General features: G+C 56.4%; 14 protein-coding genes. 9 read left to right on the top strand and 5 right to left on the bottom strand.

Translation table 11 applies throughout. The annotated features are described in order from the left end of the window. Positions 1–118: 118 nt before the first annotated feature. The gene (locus tag IBT47_RS24170; protein WP_105591113.1) at positions 119–271 is read right to left on the bottom strand and encodes an AcrZ family multidrug efflux pump-associated protein; all 153 of its coding nucleotides are present in this window, start codon (positions 269–271) and stop codon (positions 119–121) included. Positions 272–425: 154 nt separating this feature from the next. Between IBT47_RS24170 and modE the strand changes: the two genes are divergently transcribed. The 6 genes from modE to gpmA all read left to right on the top strand — a co-directional run bounded on the left by modE (position 426) and on the right by gpmA (position 7,277). Continuing rightward, a complete protein-coding gene (modE, locus tag IBT47_RS24165) occupies positions 426–1,205 on the top strand; it encodes a molybdenum-dependent transcriptional regulator (RefSeq protein ID WP_200563570.1) in 780 nt (259 codons plus the stop codon). A 74-nt stretch (positions 1,206–1,279) separates the two neighbouring features. Then, on the top strand, positions 1,280–2,746 hold the full coding sequence (modF, locus tag IBT47_RS24160; protein ID WP_200563568.1) for a molybdate ABC transporter ATP-binding protein ModF: 1,467 nt from the start codon (positions 1,280–1,282) through the stop codon (positions 2,744–2,746). A 402-nt stretch (positions 2,747–3,148) separates the two neighbouring features. Next, positions 3,149–4,195 (top strand): galactose-1-phosphate uridylyltransferase, encoded by a 1,047-nt coding sequence (gene galT, locus IBT47_RS24155; RefSeq protein ID WP_105591110.1) that lies wholly within the window; start codon positions 3,149–3,151, stop codon positions 4,193–4,195. A gap of 2 nt (positions 4,196–4,197) precedes the next feature. Then, positions 4,198–5,346: a galactokinase gene (gene galK / locus IBT47_RS24150; protein WP_200563566.1), complete on the top strand. Its 1,149-nt coding sequence runs from the start codon at positions 4,198–4,200 to the stop codon at positions 5,344–5,346. Beyond that, positions 5,340–6,368, top strand: coding sequence for a galactose-1-epimerase (gene galM / locus IBT47_RS24145; RefSeq protein ID WP_200563564.1), 1,029 nt, complete (start codon positions 5,340–5,342; stop codon positions 6,366–6,368). Before galK ends, galM begins: the two co-directional genes overlap by 7 nt. A 156-nt stretch (positions 6,369–6,524) precedes the next feature. Beyond that, a complete protein-coding gene (gene gpmA / locus IBT47_RS24140) occupies positions 6,525–7,277 on the top strand; it encodes a 2,3-diphosphoglycerate-dependent phosphoglycerate mutase (RefSeq protein ID WP_012441996.1) in 753 nt (250 codons plus the stop codon). Between the two features lie 1,158 nt (positions 7,278–8,435). Here gpmA and aroG read toward each other — a convergent pair. Further along, entirely contained in the window at positions 8,436–9,488 is a 1,053-nt protein-coding gene (aroG, locus tag IBT47_RS24135) for a 3-deoxy-7-phosphoheptulonate synthase AroG (protein WP_200563562.1), read from the bottom strand. A gap of 288 nt (positions 9,489–9,776) precedes the next feature. Between aroG and IBT47_RS24130 the strand changes: the two genes are divergently transcribed. Both IBT47_RS24130 and zitB read left to right on the top strand, forming a co-directional pair. Then, complete coding sequence (locus IBT47_RS24130; protein WP_200563627.1) at positions 9,777–10,100, top strand: protein YbgS; 324 nt, start codon at positions 9,777–9,779, stop codon at positions 10,098–10,100. Positions 10,101–10,285: 185 nt separating this feature from the next. After that, positions 10,286–11,218 carry a CDF family zinc transporter ZitB gene (gene zitB / locus IBT47_RS24125; RefSeq protein ID WP_200563560.1) on the top strand — a complete coding sequence of 311 codons (933 nt, stop codon included), beginning with the start codon at positions 10,286–10,288 and terminating at the stop codon, positions 11,216–11,218. 61 nt (positions 11,219–11,279) lie between these two features. On the opposite strand, the gene pnuC is transcribed toward zitB, so the two are convergent. The 3 genes from pnuC to IBT47_RS24110 all read right to left on the bottom strand — a co-directional run bounded on the left by pnuC (position 11,280) and on the right by IBT47_RS24110 (position 13,737). Then, positions 11,280–11,981 carry a nicotinamide riboside transporter PnuC gene (gene pnuC, locus IBT47_RS24120; protein ID WP_200563558.1) on the bottom strand — a complete coding sequence of 234 codons (702 nt, stop codon included), beginning with the start codon at positions 11,979–11,981 and terminating at the stop codon, positions 11,280–11,282. A 28-nt stretch (positions 11,982–12,009) separates the two neighbouring features. Then, the gene (nadA, locus tag IBT47_RS24115) at positions 12,010–13,071 is read right to left on the bottom strand and encodes a quinolinate synthase NadA (RefSeq protein ID WP_105591101.1); all 1,062 of its coding nucleotides are present in this window, start codon (positions 13,069–13,071) and stop codon (positions 12,010–12,012) included. 159 nt (positions 13,072–13,230) lie between these two features. Then, positions 13,231–13,737, bottom strand: coding sequence for a methylated-DNA--[protein]-cysteine S-methyltransferase (locus IBT47_RS24110; RefSeq protein WP_105591100.1), 507 nt, complete (start codon positions 13,735–13,737; stop codon positions 13,231–13,233). 167 nt (positions 13,738–13,904) lie between these two features. On the opposite strand from IBT47_RS24110, the gene IBT47_RS24105 reads away from it, so the two are divergent. Continuing rightward, positions 13,905–15,356: a DNA-3-methyladenine glycosylase 2 gene (locus IBT47_RS24105; protein WP_200563625.1), complete on the top strand. Its 1,452-nt coding sequence runs from the start codon at positions 13,905–13,907 to the stop codon at positions 15,354–15,356. Positions 15,357–15,435 lie beyond the last annotated feature (79 nt).

Genomic DNA, 15,435 nt, shown 5'->3' with positions numbered 1-15,435 from the left:
GCCGAACGTCACAGAAAAATCGATGAAGAGGAACAGAACATTATTTGAGGTCAATTTCACAAAAGCGGATAGCGGGGAAAACAAACGCCCGGTAAACCGGGCGTGAGGGGAAAACGTGTTACTGCTGGTTTTTAACCGGGCGGTCACGGTGCCCGATTTTAGAAATGACGTTGAAGACTTCACCTAATCCATAAATCAGACCAAGGATAATCGCCATCACAACCGGGACCATCAGGATCGCTACAGCCAGGCCTTTCAGTAATTCCAGCATGGAAGCCTCATTTCGCTGAACAAAAAAGTTATTGTAACGACAGAACACAGGATTGCACTGACCTTTTGTGCTTTCGTGCTGAATTTATTCCCCACGCATCCGCATCCCCTGCTGCTACAATCCGGCAATGAGATGCTGAAAATGGGAGAGCAAAATGCAGGCCGAAATTGCCCTGATTCTGAAGTTACAGCAGCGGCTGTTCGCTGACCCGCGCCGTATTGAACTGCTGCGCCAGATAAAGGAGAGCGGCTCGATCAGCCAGGGCGCGAAGCTGGCGGGGATCAGCTATAAGAGCGCCTGGGATGCGATTAACGAGATGAACCAGCTGGCCGACCGCACGCTGGTTGAGCGCGCCACCGGCGGTAAAGGCGGCGGCGGGGCCATCGTTACGCCCTACGGCGAGCGCCTGATTCAACTCTATGCGCTGCTGGAACAGATCCAGCAGAAGGCATTCGATGTTTTACAGGACGATGCGCCACTCGGCAGTCTGCTGGGCGCAATCGCGCGCTTTTCACTGCAAACCAGCGCGCGAAACCAGCTGTACGGCACCGTCGTCAGCCGCGACAATCTGCCGGTACAACAGCATGTTACGGTACAGCTGGCCGACGGTGACACCCAAATCAAGGTCGCGCTGACCGAGCAGAGCGCCAATCGCCTGCAGCTGGCTGAGGGCAAAGAGGTGCTGGTGTTGATTAAAGCGCCGTGGGTTGGCATTACTCAGGAAAGCGTCAGCGCGGATAATCTGCTGACGGGCCACATCAGCCAGATAGAACAGGGTGAAAGCCGCAGCGAAGTGCTGGTGACGCTCGGCAGCGGTGAAACGCTCTGTGCCACCGTCGAAAATCAGCTTATCACCCAGCAAAAACTGCAGCCCGGCTCGGCCGTGACAGCATATTTTAATGCCGATCGCGTCATCATCGCGACGCTGCTCTGAATCATCGGGCGGGATTTGACATTGTACGGCAGGAAGCCCCTAATAACCGTGTGATGCATAAAATGGAATGAATAATGTTAATGTTGCAAATTACGCAAGGCATCTTTCGCCTGAGCGATACCCGAACTCTGAACCTGAACGATCTGACTTTACGCGCCGGTGAAAGCTGGGCGTTCGTCGGGGCCAACGGCAGCGGTAAGTCGTCGCTGGCCCGCGCCCTTTCTGGTGAGCTGGCCCCCTCTAAAGGCCGGGCGATCGGCGATTTCAGGCACCCCGTGCGCCTGTCGCTGGAACAGCTACAGAAACTGGTGGCCGACGAATGGCAGCGTAATAACACTGACCTGCTCAGCCCCGGCGAAGAAGATACCGGCCGCACGGCGGCTGAGATTATTCAGGATGAGGTGCGCGACCCGGCGCGCTGCCAGCAGCTGGCGGAGAAGTTTGGCATTACCTACCTGCTCGATCGCCGCTTCAAATACCTTTCCACCGGGGAAACGCGCAAAACCCTGCTGTGCCAGGCGCTGATGGCGCAGCCCGACCTGCTGATCCTTGATGAACCGTTTGACGGGCTGGATGTGGCTTCGCGCGCTAATCTCGCCAGCGTGCTGGGGGAACTGCAGCGGCCTGATTTCACCCTGGTGCTGGTGCTGAACCGCTTTGATGATATCCCCGACTTCATTCAGCAGGTGGGCGTGCTGGCGGAGTGCCATCTCAGCCATACCGGCCCCCGTAAAGCTATCCTTGCCGAGGCGCTGGTCGCCCAGCTGGCGCACAGTGAAAAGCTGGACGGCATGACACTGCCGGAACCCGACGACGCGGAGGCCATTCCCCAGCTGGCTGCCGATGCACCGCTAATTGTGCTGCGCGACGGCGTTGTCTCCTATAACGATCGTACGATCCTGCACCATCTCGACTGGCAGGTCGATCGCCAGCAGCACTGGCAAATCGTTGGCCCGAACGGCGCCGGTAAATCGACGCTGCTCAGTCTGATCACCGGCGATCATCCGCAGGGCTACAGTAACGATCTGACGCTGTTTGGCCGCCGTCGCGGCAGCGGCGAAACCATCTGGGATATCAAACAGCATATCGGCTACGTCAGCAGCAGCCTGCATCTTGATTACCGGGTCAGCAGCAGCGTGCGCAATGTAATTATCTCCGGCTATTTTGATTCCATCGGCATCTACCAGGCCGTCTCGGATCGTCAGCAGGCGCTGGCAAAACAGTGGCTGCATCTGCTGGGCATGGAAAAACAGGGTGATACGCCGTTCCACGATCTCTCCTGGGGCCAGCAGCGGCTGGTACTGATCGCCCGTGCGCTGGTTAAACACCCGGCTCTGCTGATCCTCGACGAACCGCTACAGGGGCTGGACCCGATTAACCGCCTGCTGGTTCGTCGCTTTGTTGATGTACTGATCGGTGAAGGCCGCACCCAGCTGCTGTTTGTTTCCCACCACGCGGAAGATGCCCCGCAGTGCATTACCCATCGTCTGAGTTTTATTGCCGATGGCGATCGCTACGGATATTTACAGGAAACGCTGTAATTCCTGCGCCGGGCGGGTTCGTTCGTGGACCTGCCCTGCTTTCCTCGCACTTCTGGTGGAACTCACCCGGCGTAATTCTCTTAATGCTCATTAGCACTTTCCCTTCCCGTTTCTGCATGACTTATCTCAAACACGGACGCGGCTCCACCTCTTCACTTCATTGCGTTTTAGCCAGGCTTACAGTGACCGGCACGTGGTGCAAACCACATAGTGTAATCGCTACCACTAATTCACTGCCACAAACTTGCGAAATTGTGTCCATCCTTTACTCTTAGCGACATTGTCGTTTTTAAAGTTTGTGTAAACGATTCCATTTTTTCCATTTCGATCACGCTTTCCGCACCGCGACTGTGTTATTTTTTTATCAGATCTGACGCAGACAGAAGGTTATCAGGACTTAACATGCAAAAATTCAATCCGGTGGATCATCCACATCGTCGCTACAATCCGCTGTCCGATCAGTGGATTCTGGTTTCCCCGCATCGCGCCAAACGACCATGGCAGGGCGCGCAGGAAACACCCTCGCAGGATAGGCTGCCTGCGCACGATCCCGACTGTTTTCTCTGCCCGGGCAATACCCGCGTAACCGGCGATAAAAATCCCGATTACACCAGTACCTATGTCTTTACCAACGACTTTGCGGCGCTGATGACCGATACGCCGGATGCCCCGGAAAGCGAAGATTTACTCATGCGCTGTGAAAGCGCGCGCGGCACCAGCCGGGTGATCTGTTTTTCCCCCGATCACAGTAAAACCCTGCCGGAACTGACGCTGGACGGCCTGATTGATGTGGTGAAAACCTGGCAGGAACAAACCGCTGAGCTGGGCCAAAGCTACCCGTGGGTGCAGGTCTTTGAGAATAAAGGCGCGGCGATGGGCTGCTCCAACCCGCATCCGCACGGCCAGATTTGGGCCAACAGCTTCCTGCCGAATGAAGCGAAGCGCGAGGACGATCTGCAACGTGCCTGGTATGCAAAAAATGGCTCACCGATGCTGGTCGATTACTGCGCACGCGAGTTGCAGGACGGCAGCCGTACGGTAGTAGAAACCGAGCACTGGCTGGCCGTGGTGCCGTGGTGGGCGGCGTGGCCGTTTGAAACCCTGCTGCTGCCGAAAGCCAGCGTGAAGCGCCTGACCGATCTCAGCGACGCGCAGCGCGACGATCTGGCGCTGGCGATGAAAAAGCTGACCAGCCGCTATGACAACCTGTTCCAGTGCTCGTTCCCCTACTCCATGGGCTGGCACGGCGCGCCGTTTAACGGTGAAGACAACGAACACTGGCAGCTGCACGCACACTTCTATCCACCGCTGCTGCGTTCAGCAACGGTACGTAAATTTATGGTCGGCTACGAAATGCTGGCTGAAACTCAACGTGATTTAACGCCGGAACAGGCAGCCGAACGTCTGCGTGCCGTCAGCGATATCCATTTCCGCGAAACCGGAGCATAACCATGACTTTAAAGACCACTACCCAGCAGATTTTCACCAACGCTTTTGGCTATGCGGCTACCGATACGCTTCAGGCACCCGGACGGGTGAATTTGATTGGCGAGCACACCGACTATAACGACGGTTTTGTGCTGCCCTGTGCCATTGATTATCAGACAGTCATCAGCTGTGCGAAGCGCGACGATCGTCAGGTACGGGTTGTTGCAGCTGATTACGACAGCCAGCAGGATATTTTCTCCCTCGACCAGCCGATTGTTTCCCACCCGGACTATATGTGGGCCAACTATGTGCGCGGCGTGGTGAAGCATTTACAACAGCGTCAGCCAAACTTCGGCGGCGCGGACCTGGTGATTAGCGGCAACGTGCCGCAGGGTGCGGGTTTAAGCTCCTCGGCCTCTCTGGAGGTGGCGGTAGGCACCGTGTTCAATCACCTTTACGGACTGGCGCTGGATGGCGCAGCGATTGCCGTCAACGGTCAGGAAGCGGAGAACCAGTTTGTCGGCTGCAACTGCGGCATTATGGACCAGCTGATTTCGGCGCTGGGCGAGAAGGATCACGCCATGCTGCTGGACTGCCGTACGCTCGGCACCCGACCGGTTCCGATGCCGGAAGACATCGCGGTCGTGATCATTAACTCCAACTTCCGCCGCAGCCTTGTCGGCAGTGAATACAATACCCGCCGCCAGCAGTGCGAAGAAGGTGCGGCCTTCTTCGGCCAGTCTTCCCTGCGTGACGTAACCCTGGCGCAGTTTAACGAGCGCCAGAACGAGCTGGACCCGCTGGTGGCGAAACGCGTACGCCACGTGCTGACGGAAAATGCCCGCACGCTGGAAGCGGCTGATGCGCTGGCCAACGGCGATCTGACCCGCATGGCGGTGCTGATGGCAGAATCCCACGCCTCAATGCGCGATGACTTTGAAATCACCGTACCGGCAATCGATCAGCTGGTGGATATCGTTAAAGCCGCGCTGGGTGAGAGCGGTGGCGTACGCATGACCGGCGGCGGCTTTGGCGGCTGTGTGGTGGCGCTGATGCCGCAGGATCGCGTAGCGGGCGTGAAGGCGGCCGTGGCGGAGCAGTACGAGGCACAGTCCGGTATCAAAGAAACATTTTACGTTTGCAAAGCCTCAGAAGGAGCCGGCCCATGCTAAAACCTGATTCCCACGCCCCGGACGGACAGCCGTGGCGGATTACCACCCTGCGCAACAGCAACGGCATGGTGGCGACATTTATGGACTGGGGCGCAACGTGGCTTTCCGCACGCGTGCCGATGCGCGACGGCAGCGTGCGTGAAGCGCTGCTGGGCTGCGCGACACCTTCCGACTATCTTCACCAGTCTGCCTATCTTGGTGCGACAGTTGGCCGCTACGCGAACCGTATCGCCCACTCACAGCTGGTACTGAACGGTGAGGCCATTAAACTGAGCGCCAATCAGGGCGAACACCAGCTGCACGGCGGCCCTGAAGGCTTCAGCCATCGTCGCTGGCAGATTGTCTGCCAGAGCGAAAGCGAAGTGGAATACCGCCTTGATTCACCCGACGGCGATCAGGGCTTCCCGGGCGAACTGATCGTCTCGCTGCGCTATCATCTGGATGAAGATAACACCCTGTCGATTAGCTATCAGGCGACGGTGGATAAACCCTGCCCGGTGAATCTGACTAATCATGCCTATTTCAATCTGGATGCGGAACACGGCGATGCGCGCCAGCATCGTCTGCTGTTAAATGCCGATTACTATCTGCCGGTGGATAGCGAAGGGATTCCCGCTGCGCCACTGAAAGCGGTAGAGGGAACCGGTTTCGATTTTCGCCAGGCGAAGAGCGTGGCGCAGGATTTCCTGAAGGATGCCGATCAGCAGCGGGTGAAAGGTTACGATCACGCCTACCTGTTGAATGACTCGCCGGAACCGGCTGCCGAGCTGTGGTCTGCCGACGGTCAACTACAGCTTAAAGTGTTTACTACCGCTCCGGCTTTGCAGCTTTACAGCGGGAATTACCTGGCGGGAACCCCGGCGCGCGAACAGGGAGTCTATACTGCTTTCCAGGGTATTGCGCTGGAGAGCGAGTTCCTGCCCGACTCGCCTAATCACCCTGAATGGCCGCAGCCGGACTGTTGGCTGGCGCCAGGTGAATCGTATCAGTCGGTGACGCGTTACCAGTTGATTGCAGTTTGATAAAGCGCATGAAAAACGCGCAACGCATGCGCGACGGGCTTACGCGCTGCGCAGATTTCAGCTATGGTAATGCACATTAAAATTGTCGCGCGCAGGCTCCGGCAGTTTACCGATTCCCATTATCATAGAAACGTAAAGTTATTAAGGAGTTAAGCTATGGCTGTAACTAAGCTGGTTCTGGTGCGTCACGGCGAAAGCCAGTGGAACAACGAAAACCGCTTTACCGGTTGGTACGACGTTGATCTGTCTGATAAAGGCCGCACCGAAGCTAAAGCAGCGGGTCAACTGCTGAAAAAAGAAGGCTTCACCTTCGATTTTGCTTACACCTCCGTGCTGAAACGTGCCATCCACACGCTGTGGAATATTCTGGACGAAGTTGATCAGGTTTGGCTGCCGGTTGAGAAATCATGGCGTCTGAACGAGCGTCACTACGGTGCGCTGCAGGGTCTGGATAAAGCCGAAACCGCTAACAAATACGGTGACGAGCAGGTTAAGCAGTGGCGTCGCGGTTTTGCGGTGACTCCACCGGAGCTGGATCGTGCTGATGAGCGTTTCCCTGGCCACGACCCGCGCTATGCGTCACTGACCGCAGAGCAGCTGCCAACTACCGAGAGCCTTGCGCTGACTATCGATCGCGTTCTGCCTTACTGGAACGAGTCTATTCTGCCACGCATGAAAAGCGGCGAGAAAGTGATCATCGCTGCCCACGGTAACTCCCTGCGTGCGCTGGTGAAATACCTGGACAACATGAGCGAAGAAGAGATTCTGGAACTGAACATTCCAACCGGCGTGCCGTTGGTGTATGAGTTCGATGAAAACTTCAAGCCTATCAAGCACTACTATCTGGGTGATGCAGACGAGATCGCAGCGAAAGCCGCGGCCGTAGCTAACCAGGGTAAAGCGAAGTAATTTTCTGCCGAGAGGCAGGAGTGAGCTGAGTTGATAAAGCCGCCGTCGTTGAGATGGCGGTTTTTTTGTGTGCGGTTTGGGGAGAGTCGCGACGAGAATGTTGCCAGGTTCCCAGCCTCTTTCGATGCTGCTGAAAAACCGTGCCGGGTTCCCAGCCTCTGCCGGTGTTGCTGAAAAACCGTGCCGGGTTCCCAGCCTCTGCCGGGGCTTCCGGCCGTCCTCGCGTCACGCGCTGCGTGATGCCTTCGGTTACAGCATCCGGCCGGTCGGACCGGCGAAGACGTGTCATCCCTGACCCGACTTCGCCTGACGCCAACGTCCATGTTGGCGTCTCCTGGCCTGCTGCTTTCACCTCAGCGCTGCGGATTGTCCTGCATCCCCGGCAGAGGCTGTGCACCTTCGTGTCATTATTGTCGCTGCTTAATGACCAGTTCAGCCCATAGCACTCAACATGAGTATTGGCCGTAAATGCGGCGCAAACAGCGGCTTTCAAACCTGAAGACAGCTCAAGAGTCACGGCGCGGACGGGTTGCTGACCCGACGGGCAATCCACAGCGCTGAGCGAAGAAAGGAAGCCAGGATAAGCCCGCAGGACACGGGCGAAAGGCTCGGTCGGCACACGGATGTGCCGTCTGAGCCGGTCCGATCGGCTGACGAACGAAGGGAAGGCACCACGCAGCGCGTGGCGCGAGGACCGCCAGCCGGGGCAGCAACCCGTCCGCGCAATCACATCGGCACCAGACTACACAAACCAGCAACGCCCGCCCCAGTGCTGCGAATTGCCCGCCGTTCATTTCAGAGGCTGGCTCCGGGGTCGCACCACAGACGTTAATCAGCAATCTGATTAAAGCCAACCAGCTGAATAGTCATGGGGGTTATCGCAAAAAAACGCTGAAGCTACAGAGCAAACGGATCGCTGCCCGCTTCGGCAATCCGCAGCGCTGAACGAAGAGAGGAAGCCAGGATTTGGCCGCATGGACGCGGCCGAAAAGCACAGCCGGGGCAGGACGCCCCGTCTGTGCTGGTCCGGGAGGCTGACGAACGGAGTGAGGGCACCGCAAAGCGGCGCGAGGACCGCCGAAGCGGGCAGCGAGCCGTCTGATCAGGCGCTGTAGCGGTAGCAAACCTGCTCAGGTACCGCCCACCGCTAATCGGATATTACCCGCGACGCGCCTTCACCGCCGCAGCCAGCTGGCGCAGCACGGTTTCAGTATCTTCCCAGCCAATGCAGCCATCGGTCACGCTTTTACCGTAAACCAGCGGCTCACCGCTCTCCAGGCTCTGATTACCTTCCACCAGATGGCTCTCAATCATCACACCAATGATCGCCCGCTCACCCGAAGCAATCTGCTCTGCCACATCGGTAGACACATCCAGCTGCTTTTTAAACTGCTTGCTGCTGTTAGCGTGGCTGAAATCAACCATCACCTGCGCCGGCAGACCGGCCTTTTCCAGACCACTCTTCACCGCGCTAACATGGTGCGCGCTGTAGTTTGGCTCTTTGCCGCCGCGCAGAATGATATGGCAATCCTGATTACCGCTGGTTTCCACAATCGCTGAATGACCGTACTTGGTCACCGAGAGGAAGCAGTGCGGCGCACCGGCTGCACCAATCGCATCGATGGCAACTTTAATCGTGCCGTCAGTGCCATTCTTAAAACCAACCGGGCAGGAAAGACCGGAAGAAAGCTCACGGTGAACCTGAGATTCCGTGGTACGTGCGCCAATAGCGCCCCAGCTCATCAGATCGCCGACGTACTGCGGGGTGATCATATCAAGGAACTCACCGGCAGCAGGCAGGCCGCTGTCATTGATATCCACCAGCAGCTTGCGCGCAATGCGCAGACCATCGTTGATCTGGAAACTACCATCCATATGTGGATCGTTAATCAGCCCTTTCCAGCCAACCGTGGTGCGCGGCTTTTCAAAATAAACGCGCATCACCACTTCCAGCGAATCCTTCAGCTCCTCACGCAGCTTCAGCAGACGCTCTGCATACTCTTTCGCCGCCGTCACATCGTGAATAGAACAGGGACCGATCACCACCAGCAGGCGATCGTCCTGCTGCCGCAGGATCTGATGAATGGCCTGGCGGGCGCGGAATACTGTGTCAGCAGCCTTATCCGTGGCAGGGAATTTTTCAAACAGAGCAACAGGAGGTAGTAATTCTTTTATCTCTTTGATTCTTAAGTCATCGTTCTGATAATTCATAATAGTTCCAGGTTATTTCATTGCCGAGCTGCACACCAGGCGCATCAGCTCCAATCTATCGCGAGTCCCCGACGCTGTAAATCGCCTTTCCCCGACGGTTTTCAGGGTGAATTTGATTTTCTGCTTCTCTTTACTACAATTTTAAGTGTTAATTTTTTGAAAAATGGAATTGGCACAATTTATGGTTGCCTGACGTTATCTTTATGGAGCTTTATTTCTAAAGGGGATATTCCTCTTCAAATCGTTAAGCCGGTTTGGTCCATACTCAGAACTCAACGGAGCACAATGATGAATAAGTTCGCGATGATCTTCCTCACTGCAGCAATGACCCTGGGTAGCGCAACGGCGATGGCCGCAGATAGCAGCAGCAACAACGGTGCGGCTAATGCAGCGGCAGATGCCGGTGCCAAAGCACCAGATGCAAAACAGAATCTTCAGCCTAACAACGTGGATAACAGTAAAATCAACACGGGCGATGCCAACTCAACGCATCAGGATTTGAATGCCGCAGAAGTGCACAAAAACTCACAGTGCAAAGACGGGAAATGCCCGGATACCAGCAAGAAAGTGGGTGACGATGCCAACCATAAAACGGATGGTACTACGCAGTAACGGCGCATTGTCGCTGTAGCACCGGGGCAGGTCATCGGCCCGGTGTTTCATCTAGCACGACAGCTGCCCGCAAAGCGTTTGGTGACTGAGTCATCAGAACGATGAGAACAGACAGCAAAATACAATTGTTGCAGCTAATCCATTAGTATACTGGATCAAGCGTCTGTTAACTCTATCGGATATCTATGGCACACAGTCATTCTGCAGCGGATGGAAACCGCTCCCGCCTGTTGGCGGCCTTCCTTGTTACCGCAATCTATATGGTCGCTGAAGTGGTCGGCGGCCTGTTATCCGGCTCGCTGGCCCTGCTGGCCGATGCCGGGCACATGCTCACCGATGCCGCTGCGCTGCTGGTTGCGCTCATGGCGGTTCAGTTTGCCCAACGTCGACCGGACAAACGGCATACTTTCGGTATGCTGCGCCTAACCACGCTCGCCGCATTCGTTAACGCCCTCGCCCTGCTGGTGATTACAGTCCTGATTGTCTGGGAAGCCATTCAACGTTTTACCCATCCTCAACCCGTTGCGGGCGGAATGATGCTGGTTATTGCCGTCGGCGGCCTGCTGGCCAATATCCTTTCATTCTGGCTGCTGCATCGCGGGAGCGGTGAAAAGAATCTCAACGTGCGGGCGGCGGCTTTGCACGTGCTGGGTGATTTGCTGGGTTCAGTGGGAGCCATTGCGGCGGCGCTGATTATTATGTTTACCGGGTGGACGCCGATTGACCCTATTCTCTCGGTGCTGGTTTCAATGCTGGTGCTGCGCAGCGGCTGGATGCTGATTAAAGAGAGCACGCATGAACTGCTGGAAGGCGCACCGCAGCATATTGATGCCGACAAGCTGCAGCGATCGCTGACGCTGAATATTCCCGAGGTTCGTAATGTGCACCACGTTCATCTGTGGCAGGTGGGAGAAAAGCCGGTCATTACGCTGCATGTGCAGGTGATACCGCCACGCGATCACGATGCGCTATTGCAGCGTATTCATCATTTTCTGCATGAGAATTATCAGATCGAGCACGCAACGGTGCAGATGGAGTATCAGCGCTGCGACAGCGATGACTGCGATCTGCACTGGATTCAGGGCGAGAGTCACAGCCATCACGGCCATCACCACTAATCGGCAACGAAAGTTTTAACGACGGCAGGCGGTCATCATCGCCGCCTGCCGCGCTGAGGTTTCACACCCGCTGGCGTGCGCTTTTAATCCACAGCCAGGAACCGTTAAGCGCAATCACCGTCAGAATGGCATATTCCAGCGCCATCGCATAAACCCCCTGCCGGGCAAAAATCATCACGCTGATGATGTTGATCACCACCCACAGTAGCCAGTTCTCGACGTATTTGCGCGTCATCAGGATCATGGCGGCAATCGACAGAACCATCATGCAGGAATCCCAGAACGGGAAAGCATCCGGCTGTAGCTCAGGCATCACCACGTTTAATCCCATCCCCTGCATCAGTGCCACCGAAGTACGCGTCAGAAAGGCGAACACCGGGTCGATGTATACCGTCATCAGCGCAATCGCCAGTATGCAAACAGCGCCACAAAGAAGCGCTTTTGGCAGCGGCATCCAGCGAATCTTCAACGCCTGTTGATGATCGCTGGTCTGGCGACTCCAGGCGTACCAGCCGTATATATTAGCCACGAAGAAAAATAGCTGTAGTAACAGGCTGGCGTAGAGCTGGATCTGGAAAAAGATCGCGGCGAACAGCGTGACGTTTAGCAGGCCAAACGCATAGTTGACGATCTTTTCCAGACTTGCCAGCCAGATGCAAAGCAGGCCAGCCAGCGTACCGATGGCTTCGATCCATGAAAGATCGTAACCACCGCTGCCGAGAGGAATATGAACCAGAATATTTGAGGTACTGAAGAAATCCATATTAAGACCTTATCCTGAAGAGCGTCGGTCAGGCGTTACCCTTAACCTTAAGTTTGAGTTGTGCTGCAAAGGTTAGCATACGGTTCAGCGGGATCAATGCGCCCTGGCGCAGCGCTTCATCAACGTGTATCTCGTGGGCACTGCCGCCCTGCTCAAGACCATCGGCAATCGCTTTCAGTCCGTTCATTGCCATCCACGGGCAGTGCGCACAGCTGCGGCAGGTGGCACCTTCACCGGCGGTGGGCGCTTCCAGCAGTTCTTTATCCGGGCAGGCCTGCTGCATTTTGTAAAAAATGCCACGATCGGTGGCGACGATCATTTTCTTATGCGGCATGGTCTGCGCTGCCTGGATCAGCTGGCTGGTCGATCCCACCGCATCGGCCAGATCGACGATCGCCTGCGGTGACTCAGGATGCACCAGCACGGCGGCTTCCGGATAGAGCGCCTTCATTTGCTGTAGCGCCTGGGTTTTAAATTCGTCGTGGACGATGCAGGCCCCCTGCCAGCACAGCACATCGGCCCCGCTTTTGCGCGTCACGTACTGGCCCAGATGGCGATCCGGTGCCCAGATAATTTTTTCCCCCAGGCTGTCGAGATGCTCGATCAGTTCAACGGCAATGCTGGAGGTGACGACCCAGTCAGCACGGGCCTTAACGGCAGCGGAAGTATTGGCGTAAACCACGACCGTCCGGTCCGGGTGCGCATCGCAGAAACGGCTGAACTCGTCGATCGGGCAGCCGAGATCCAGCGAGCACTCGGCCTGCAACGTCGGCATCAGAATGGTTTTTTCCGGGCTGAGGATCTTGGCGGTTTCGCCCATAAAACGCACGCCGGCGACCAGCAGCGTTGATGCCGGATGCTGACTACCGAATCGGGCCATTTCCAGCGAGTCGGAAATACACCCGCCGGTCTCTTCCGCCAGTGACTGGATTTCCGGATCGGTGTAGTAATGGGCGACCATCACCGCATCCCGCTCTTTTAGCAGGCGTTTAATCTTTTCGCGGTAAAACTGTTTCTCGTCGATGGACAGTTTTGCCGGTTTCGGCGGGAACGGATAGATGGCGTCTTCGGGATTAAACATCAGGCTCATAATGCAACTCTCGTTTTTTCAACTTAACCGAAACGGCCCTGGAACCCGGTCCGGCGCCAACTCTTCGGCTGGTTTGTTTTATATGCTAAACACGATAGCTGAAATATAGAGCAATGTCGCTGAGTTTTTAATTTTCACACCAGGATGTGATGTCGATCGTTAAAGTGCCTCTTCCGGCCATAGCTGGCCACCGCCCTCAATGCGCAACAGGAAAGCTTTAGTTTGCAGACCGCCGGCAAAACCGGTCAGTTTACCGTTGGTGCCAATGACCCGATGGCAGGGCGCAATAATGGAAAGCGGATTACGTCCGTTGGCAGCCCCCACCGCGCGTACCGCCGTCGGATTACCGATCTGGCGTGCGATATCACCATAGCTGCGGGTTTCACCATAGGGAATGGTGACCAGCGCGGCCCAGACCTGTTTCTGAAATTCCGTACCAACAAACTCCAGGGTCAGGGCAAACTCCCGCCGTTTGCCGGAGAAGTACTCCCACAGCTGGCGTTCCGCCTCGAGCAGAATGGGGTTATCAGGTTGTTCAACCTGCGGCAGGAAACGTACGCGTTTAGGATCATCATTTTCCCACAGCACGGCAACCAGCCCGCGTTCAGAGGCGACCAGTTTCAGCTCGCCGACCGGCGACTGCATCATTTTGAAGTCATAACTCATGTGTTGCTTCCTCCATGTCTCGGTTTCCGGTTGATTATCCGCTTTTTGTATGGCGGTACTAGCCGTTTTCGGACACCGGCATAAAATAGTGTGATGTCCGAATATGGCCAGCCAGGTGTTTGCTCAGACGCTAACCTGATTCGACCGCTGTATAACAGGAGCCAATGATGATCGACCGGGAGTCAGCTTACCTTGCCCTCACTTCTCGCGATGCGCGTTTTGACGGAGTATTTTTCGTTGGCGTTACGTCAACGGGGATTTACTGCCGCCCAATCTGCCCGGTGAAAGCGCCTCAAGCGGCCAACTGCCTTTTTTTTGCCAATGCTGAAGCCGCTGAGAAATCGGGCTTTCGCCCCTGTCTTCGCTGCCGGCCTGAACTGGCACCCGGCAACGCTCCGGTCGATCACGGCCAGCGGGTGGCCGAACGGCTGATGCAGCAGATTGATGAGGGACTGATCGAGCAGGTTGAGAGCCTTGAGGAGATCGCCGCCCGTTTCGATCTCAGCCTGCGGCAACTGCGGCGCATCGTGCAGAAAGAGCTCGGCGTTTCGCCACAGGAACTGCGCCAAACGCGCCGCCTGCTGCTGGCAAAGCAGCTGCTTAGCGAAACGCGGCTTCCGGTGACGGAAATTGCCTTTGCCAGCGGTTTCTCCAGCCTGCGGCGCTTTAATGACGCCTTCAGCAGTCAGTACCGCATGCCACCCAGCCGCCTGAGAAAAGAGGGCACGGAAAAAGAATCTGACATGAATAACAGCGATACGTCGGTACTTCAGCTCGGTTATCGTCCGCCGTACGACTGGCAGGCGATGCTGGATTTCCTGCGCATTCGCGCTTTGCAGGGGGTGGAATATGTCGATACGGATAGCTACAGCCGGACGGTCAGGTTGGGGCCGCACTGTGGCTGGATTCAGGTTCGGCAGAAAACGGCGAAAAATATGCTACAGGTGGAGTTCAGCCATTCACTCACCCCCGTGCTGCCTGCCCTGCTGCGCCGCCTGAGGAATCTGTTTGACCTGAGTGCACGACCGGATTTAATTGCCGCGCATCTGGGGCAGGACCCGCTGCTGCAGCCTTCTCTACAGGCTTATCCGGGCCTGCGTGTGCCCGGTGCTTTCGACGGCTTCGAGATGGCAGTACGAGCGATCCTTGGGCAACAGATCACCGTTAAGGCAGCAGCGACGCTGGGTGGACGTTTTGCGATGGCTTTTGGTGATCCCTTTGACTGCCCACTGCCGCAGCTGACGCATCTGTCGCCGTTGGCTGAACGGGTTGCGGAGTGCAGCATTGATGATATCGCCAGCCTCGGAATCGTCAGTGCCCGCACCCGCTGCATTCTTGCGCTGGCTGCTGCCTGCTCGCAGGGCACGCTGAAGCTGGATGCGGTAAGCCAGCCTGACAAAACCGTGACTCAGCTGCTGGCGCTGCCGGGAATTGGTGATTGGACTGCACAGTATCTGTCTATGCGCGCCCTACGCTGGCCTGATGCCTTTCCTGCGGGCGATATCGTTGTACGTAATAACCTGGGGAGGATCGATGCAAAAGAGGCGGAGAAACGCTCTCAGGCGTGGCGCCCGTGGCGGAGCTACGCGGTAATGCATATCTGGAAGAGTTTGGGCTAATCTGATTCGAACCCTGTCCAAATCGCAGATAGCAAAAAGGCGCCTTTAGGGCGCCTTCTTAACACTGGTGGGTCGTGCA

It is taken from the genome of Erwinia sp. S43 (genome assembly GCF_016624745.1).
Taxonomy (GTDB): domain Bacteria; phylum Pseudomonadota; class Gammaproteobacteria; order Enterobacterales; family Enterobacteriaceae; genus Erwinia; species Erwinia coffeiphila.
Note: the sequence above shows the minus strand (reverse complement) of the source record. Positions and strands in the feature narration are given on the sequence as shown.

Excerpts from the sequence above, each read along its gene's own strand:
- IBT47_RS24170 (WP_105591113.1), bottom strand. The coding sequence starts at position 271 with ATGCTGGAATTACTGAAAGGCCTGGCTGTAGCGATCCTGATGGTCCCG.
- IBT47_RS24110 (WP_105591100.1), bottom strand. The coding sequence starts at position 13,737 with ATGAGTTATGACTTCAAAATGATGCAGTCGCCGGTCGGCGAGCTGAAA.
- pnuC (WP_200563558.1), bottom strand. The coding sequence starts at position 11,981 with ATGGATTTCTTCAGTACCTCAAATATTCTGGTTCATATTCCTCTCGGC.
- nadA (WP_105591101.1), bottom strand. The coding sequence starts at position 13,071 with ATGAGCCTGATGTTTAATCCCGAAGACGCCATCTATCCGTTCCCGCCG.
- gpmA (WP_012441996.1), top strand. The coding sequence starts at position 6,525 with ATGGCTGTAACTAAGCTGGTTCTGGTGCGTCACGGCGAAAGCCAGTGG.
- IBT47_RS24130 (WP_200563627.1), top strand. The coding sequence starts at position 9,777 with ATGAATAAGTTCGCGATGATCTTCCTCACTGCAGCAATGACCCTGGGT.
- IBT47_RS24105 (WP_200563625.1), top strand. The coding sequence starts at position 13,905 with ATGATCGACCGGGAGTCAGCTTACCTTGCCCTCACTTCTCGCGATGCG.
- galM (WP_200563564.1), top strand. The coding sequence starts at position 5,340 with ATGCTAAAACCTGATTCCCACGCCCCGGACGGACAGCCGTGGCGGATT.
- modF (WP_200563568.1), top strand. The coding sequence starts at position 1,280 with ATGTTAATGTTGCAAATTACGCAAGGCATCTTTCGCCTGAGCGATACC.
- zitB (WP_200563560.1), top strand. The coding sequence starts at position 10,286 with ATGGCACACAGTCATTCTGCAGCGGATGGAAACCGCTCCCGCCTGTTG.
- galK (WP_200563566.1), top strand. The coding sequence starts at position 4,198 with ATGACTTTAAAGACCACTACCCAGCAGATTTTCACCAACGCTTTTGGC.
- modE (WP_200563570.1), top strand. The coding sequence starts at position 426 with ATGCAGGCCGAAATTGCCCTGATTCTGAAGTTACAGCAGCGGCTGTTC.
- galT (WP_105591110.1), top strand. The coding sequence starts at position 3,149 with ATGCAAAAATTCAATCCGGTGGATCATCCACATCGTCGCTACAATCCG.
- aroG (WP_200563562.1), bottom strand. The coding sequence starts at position 9,488 with ATGAATTATCAGAACGATGACTTAAGAATCAAAGAGATAAAAGAATTA.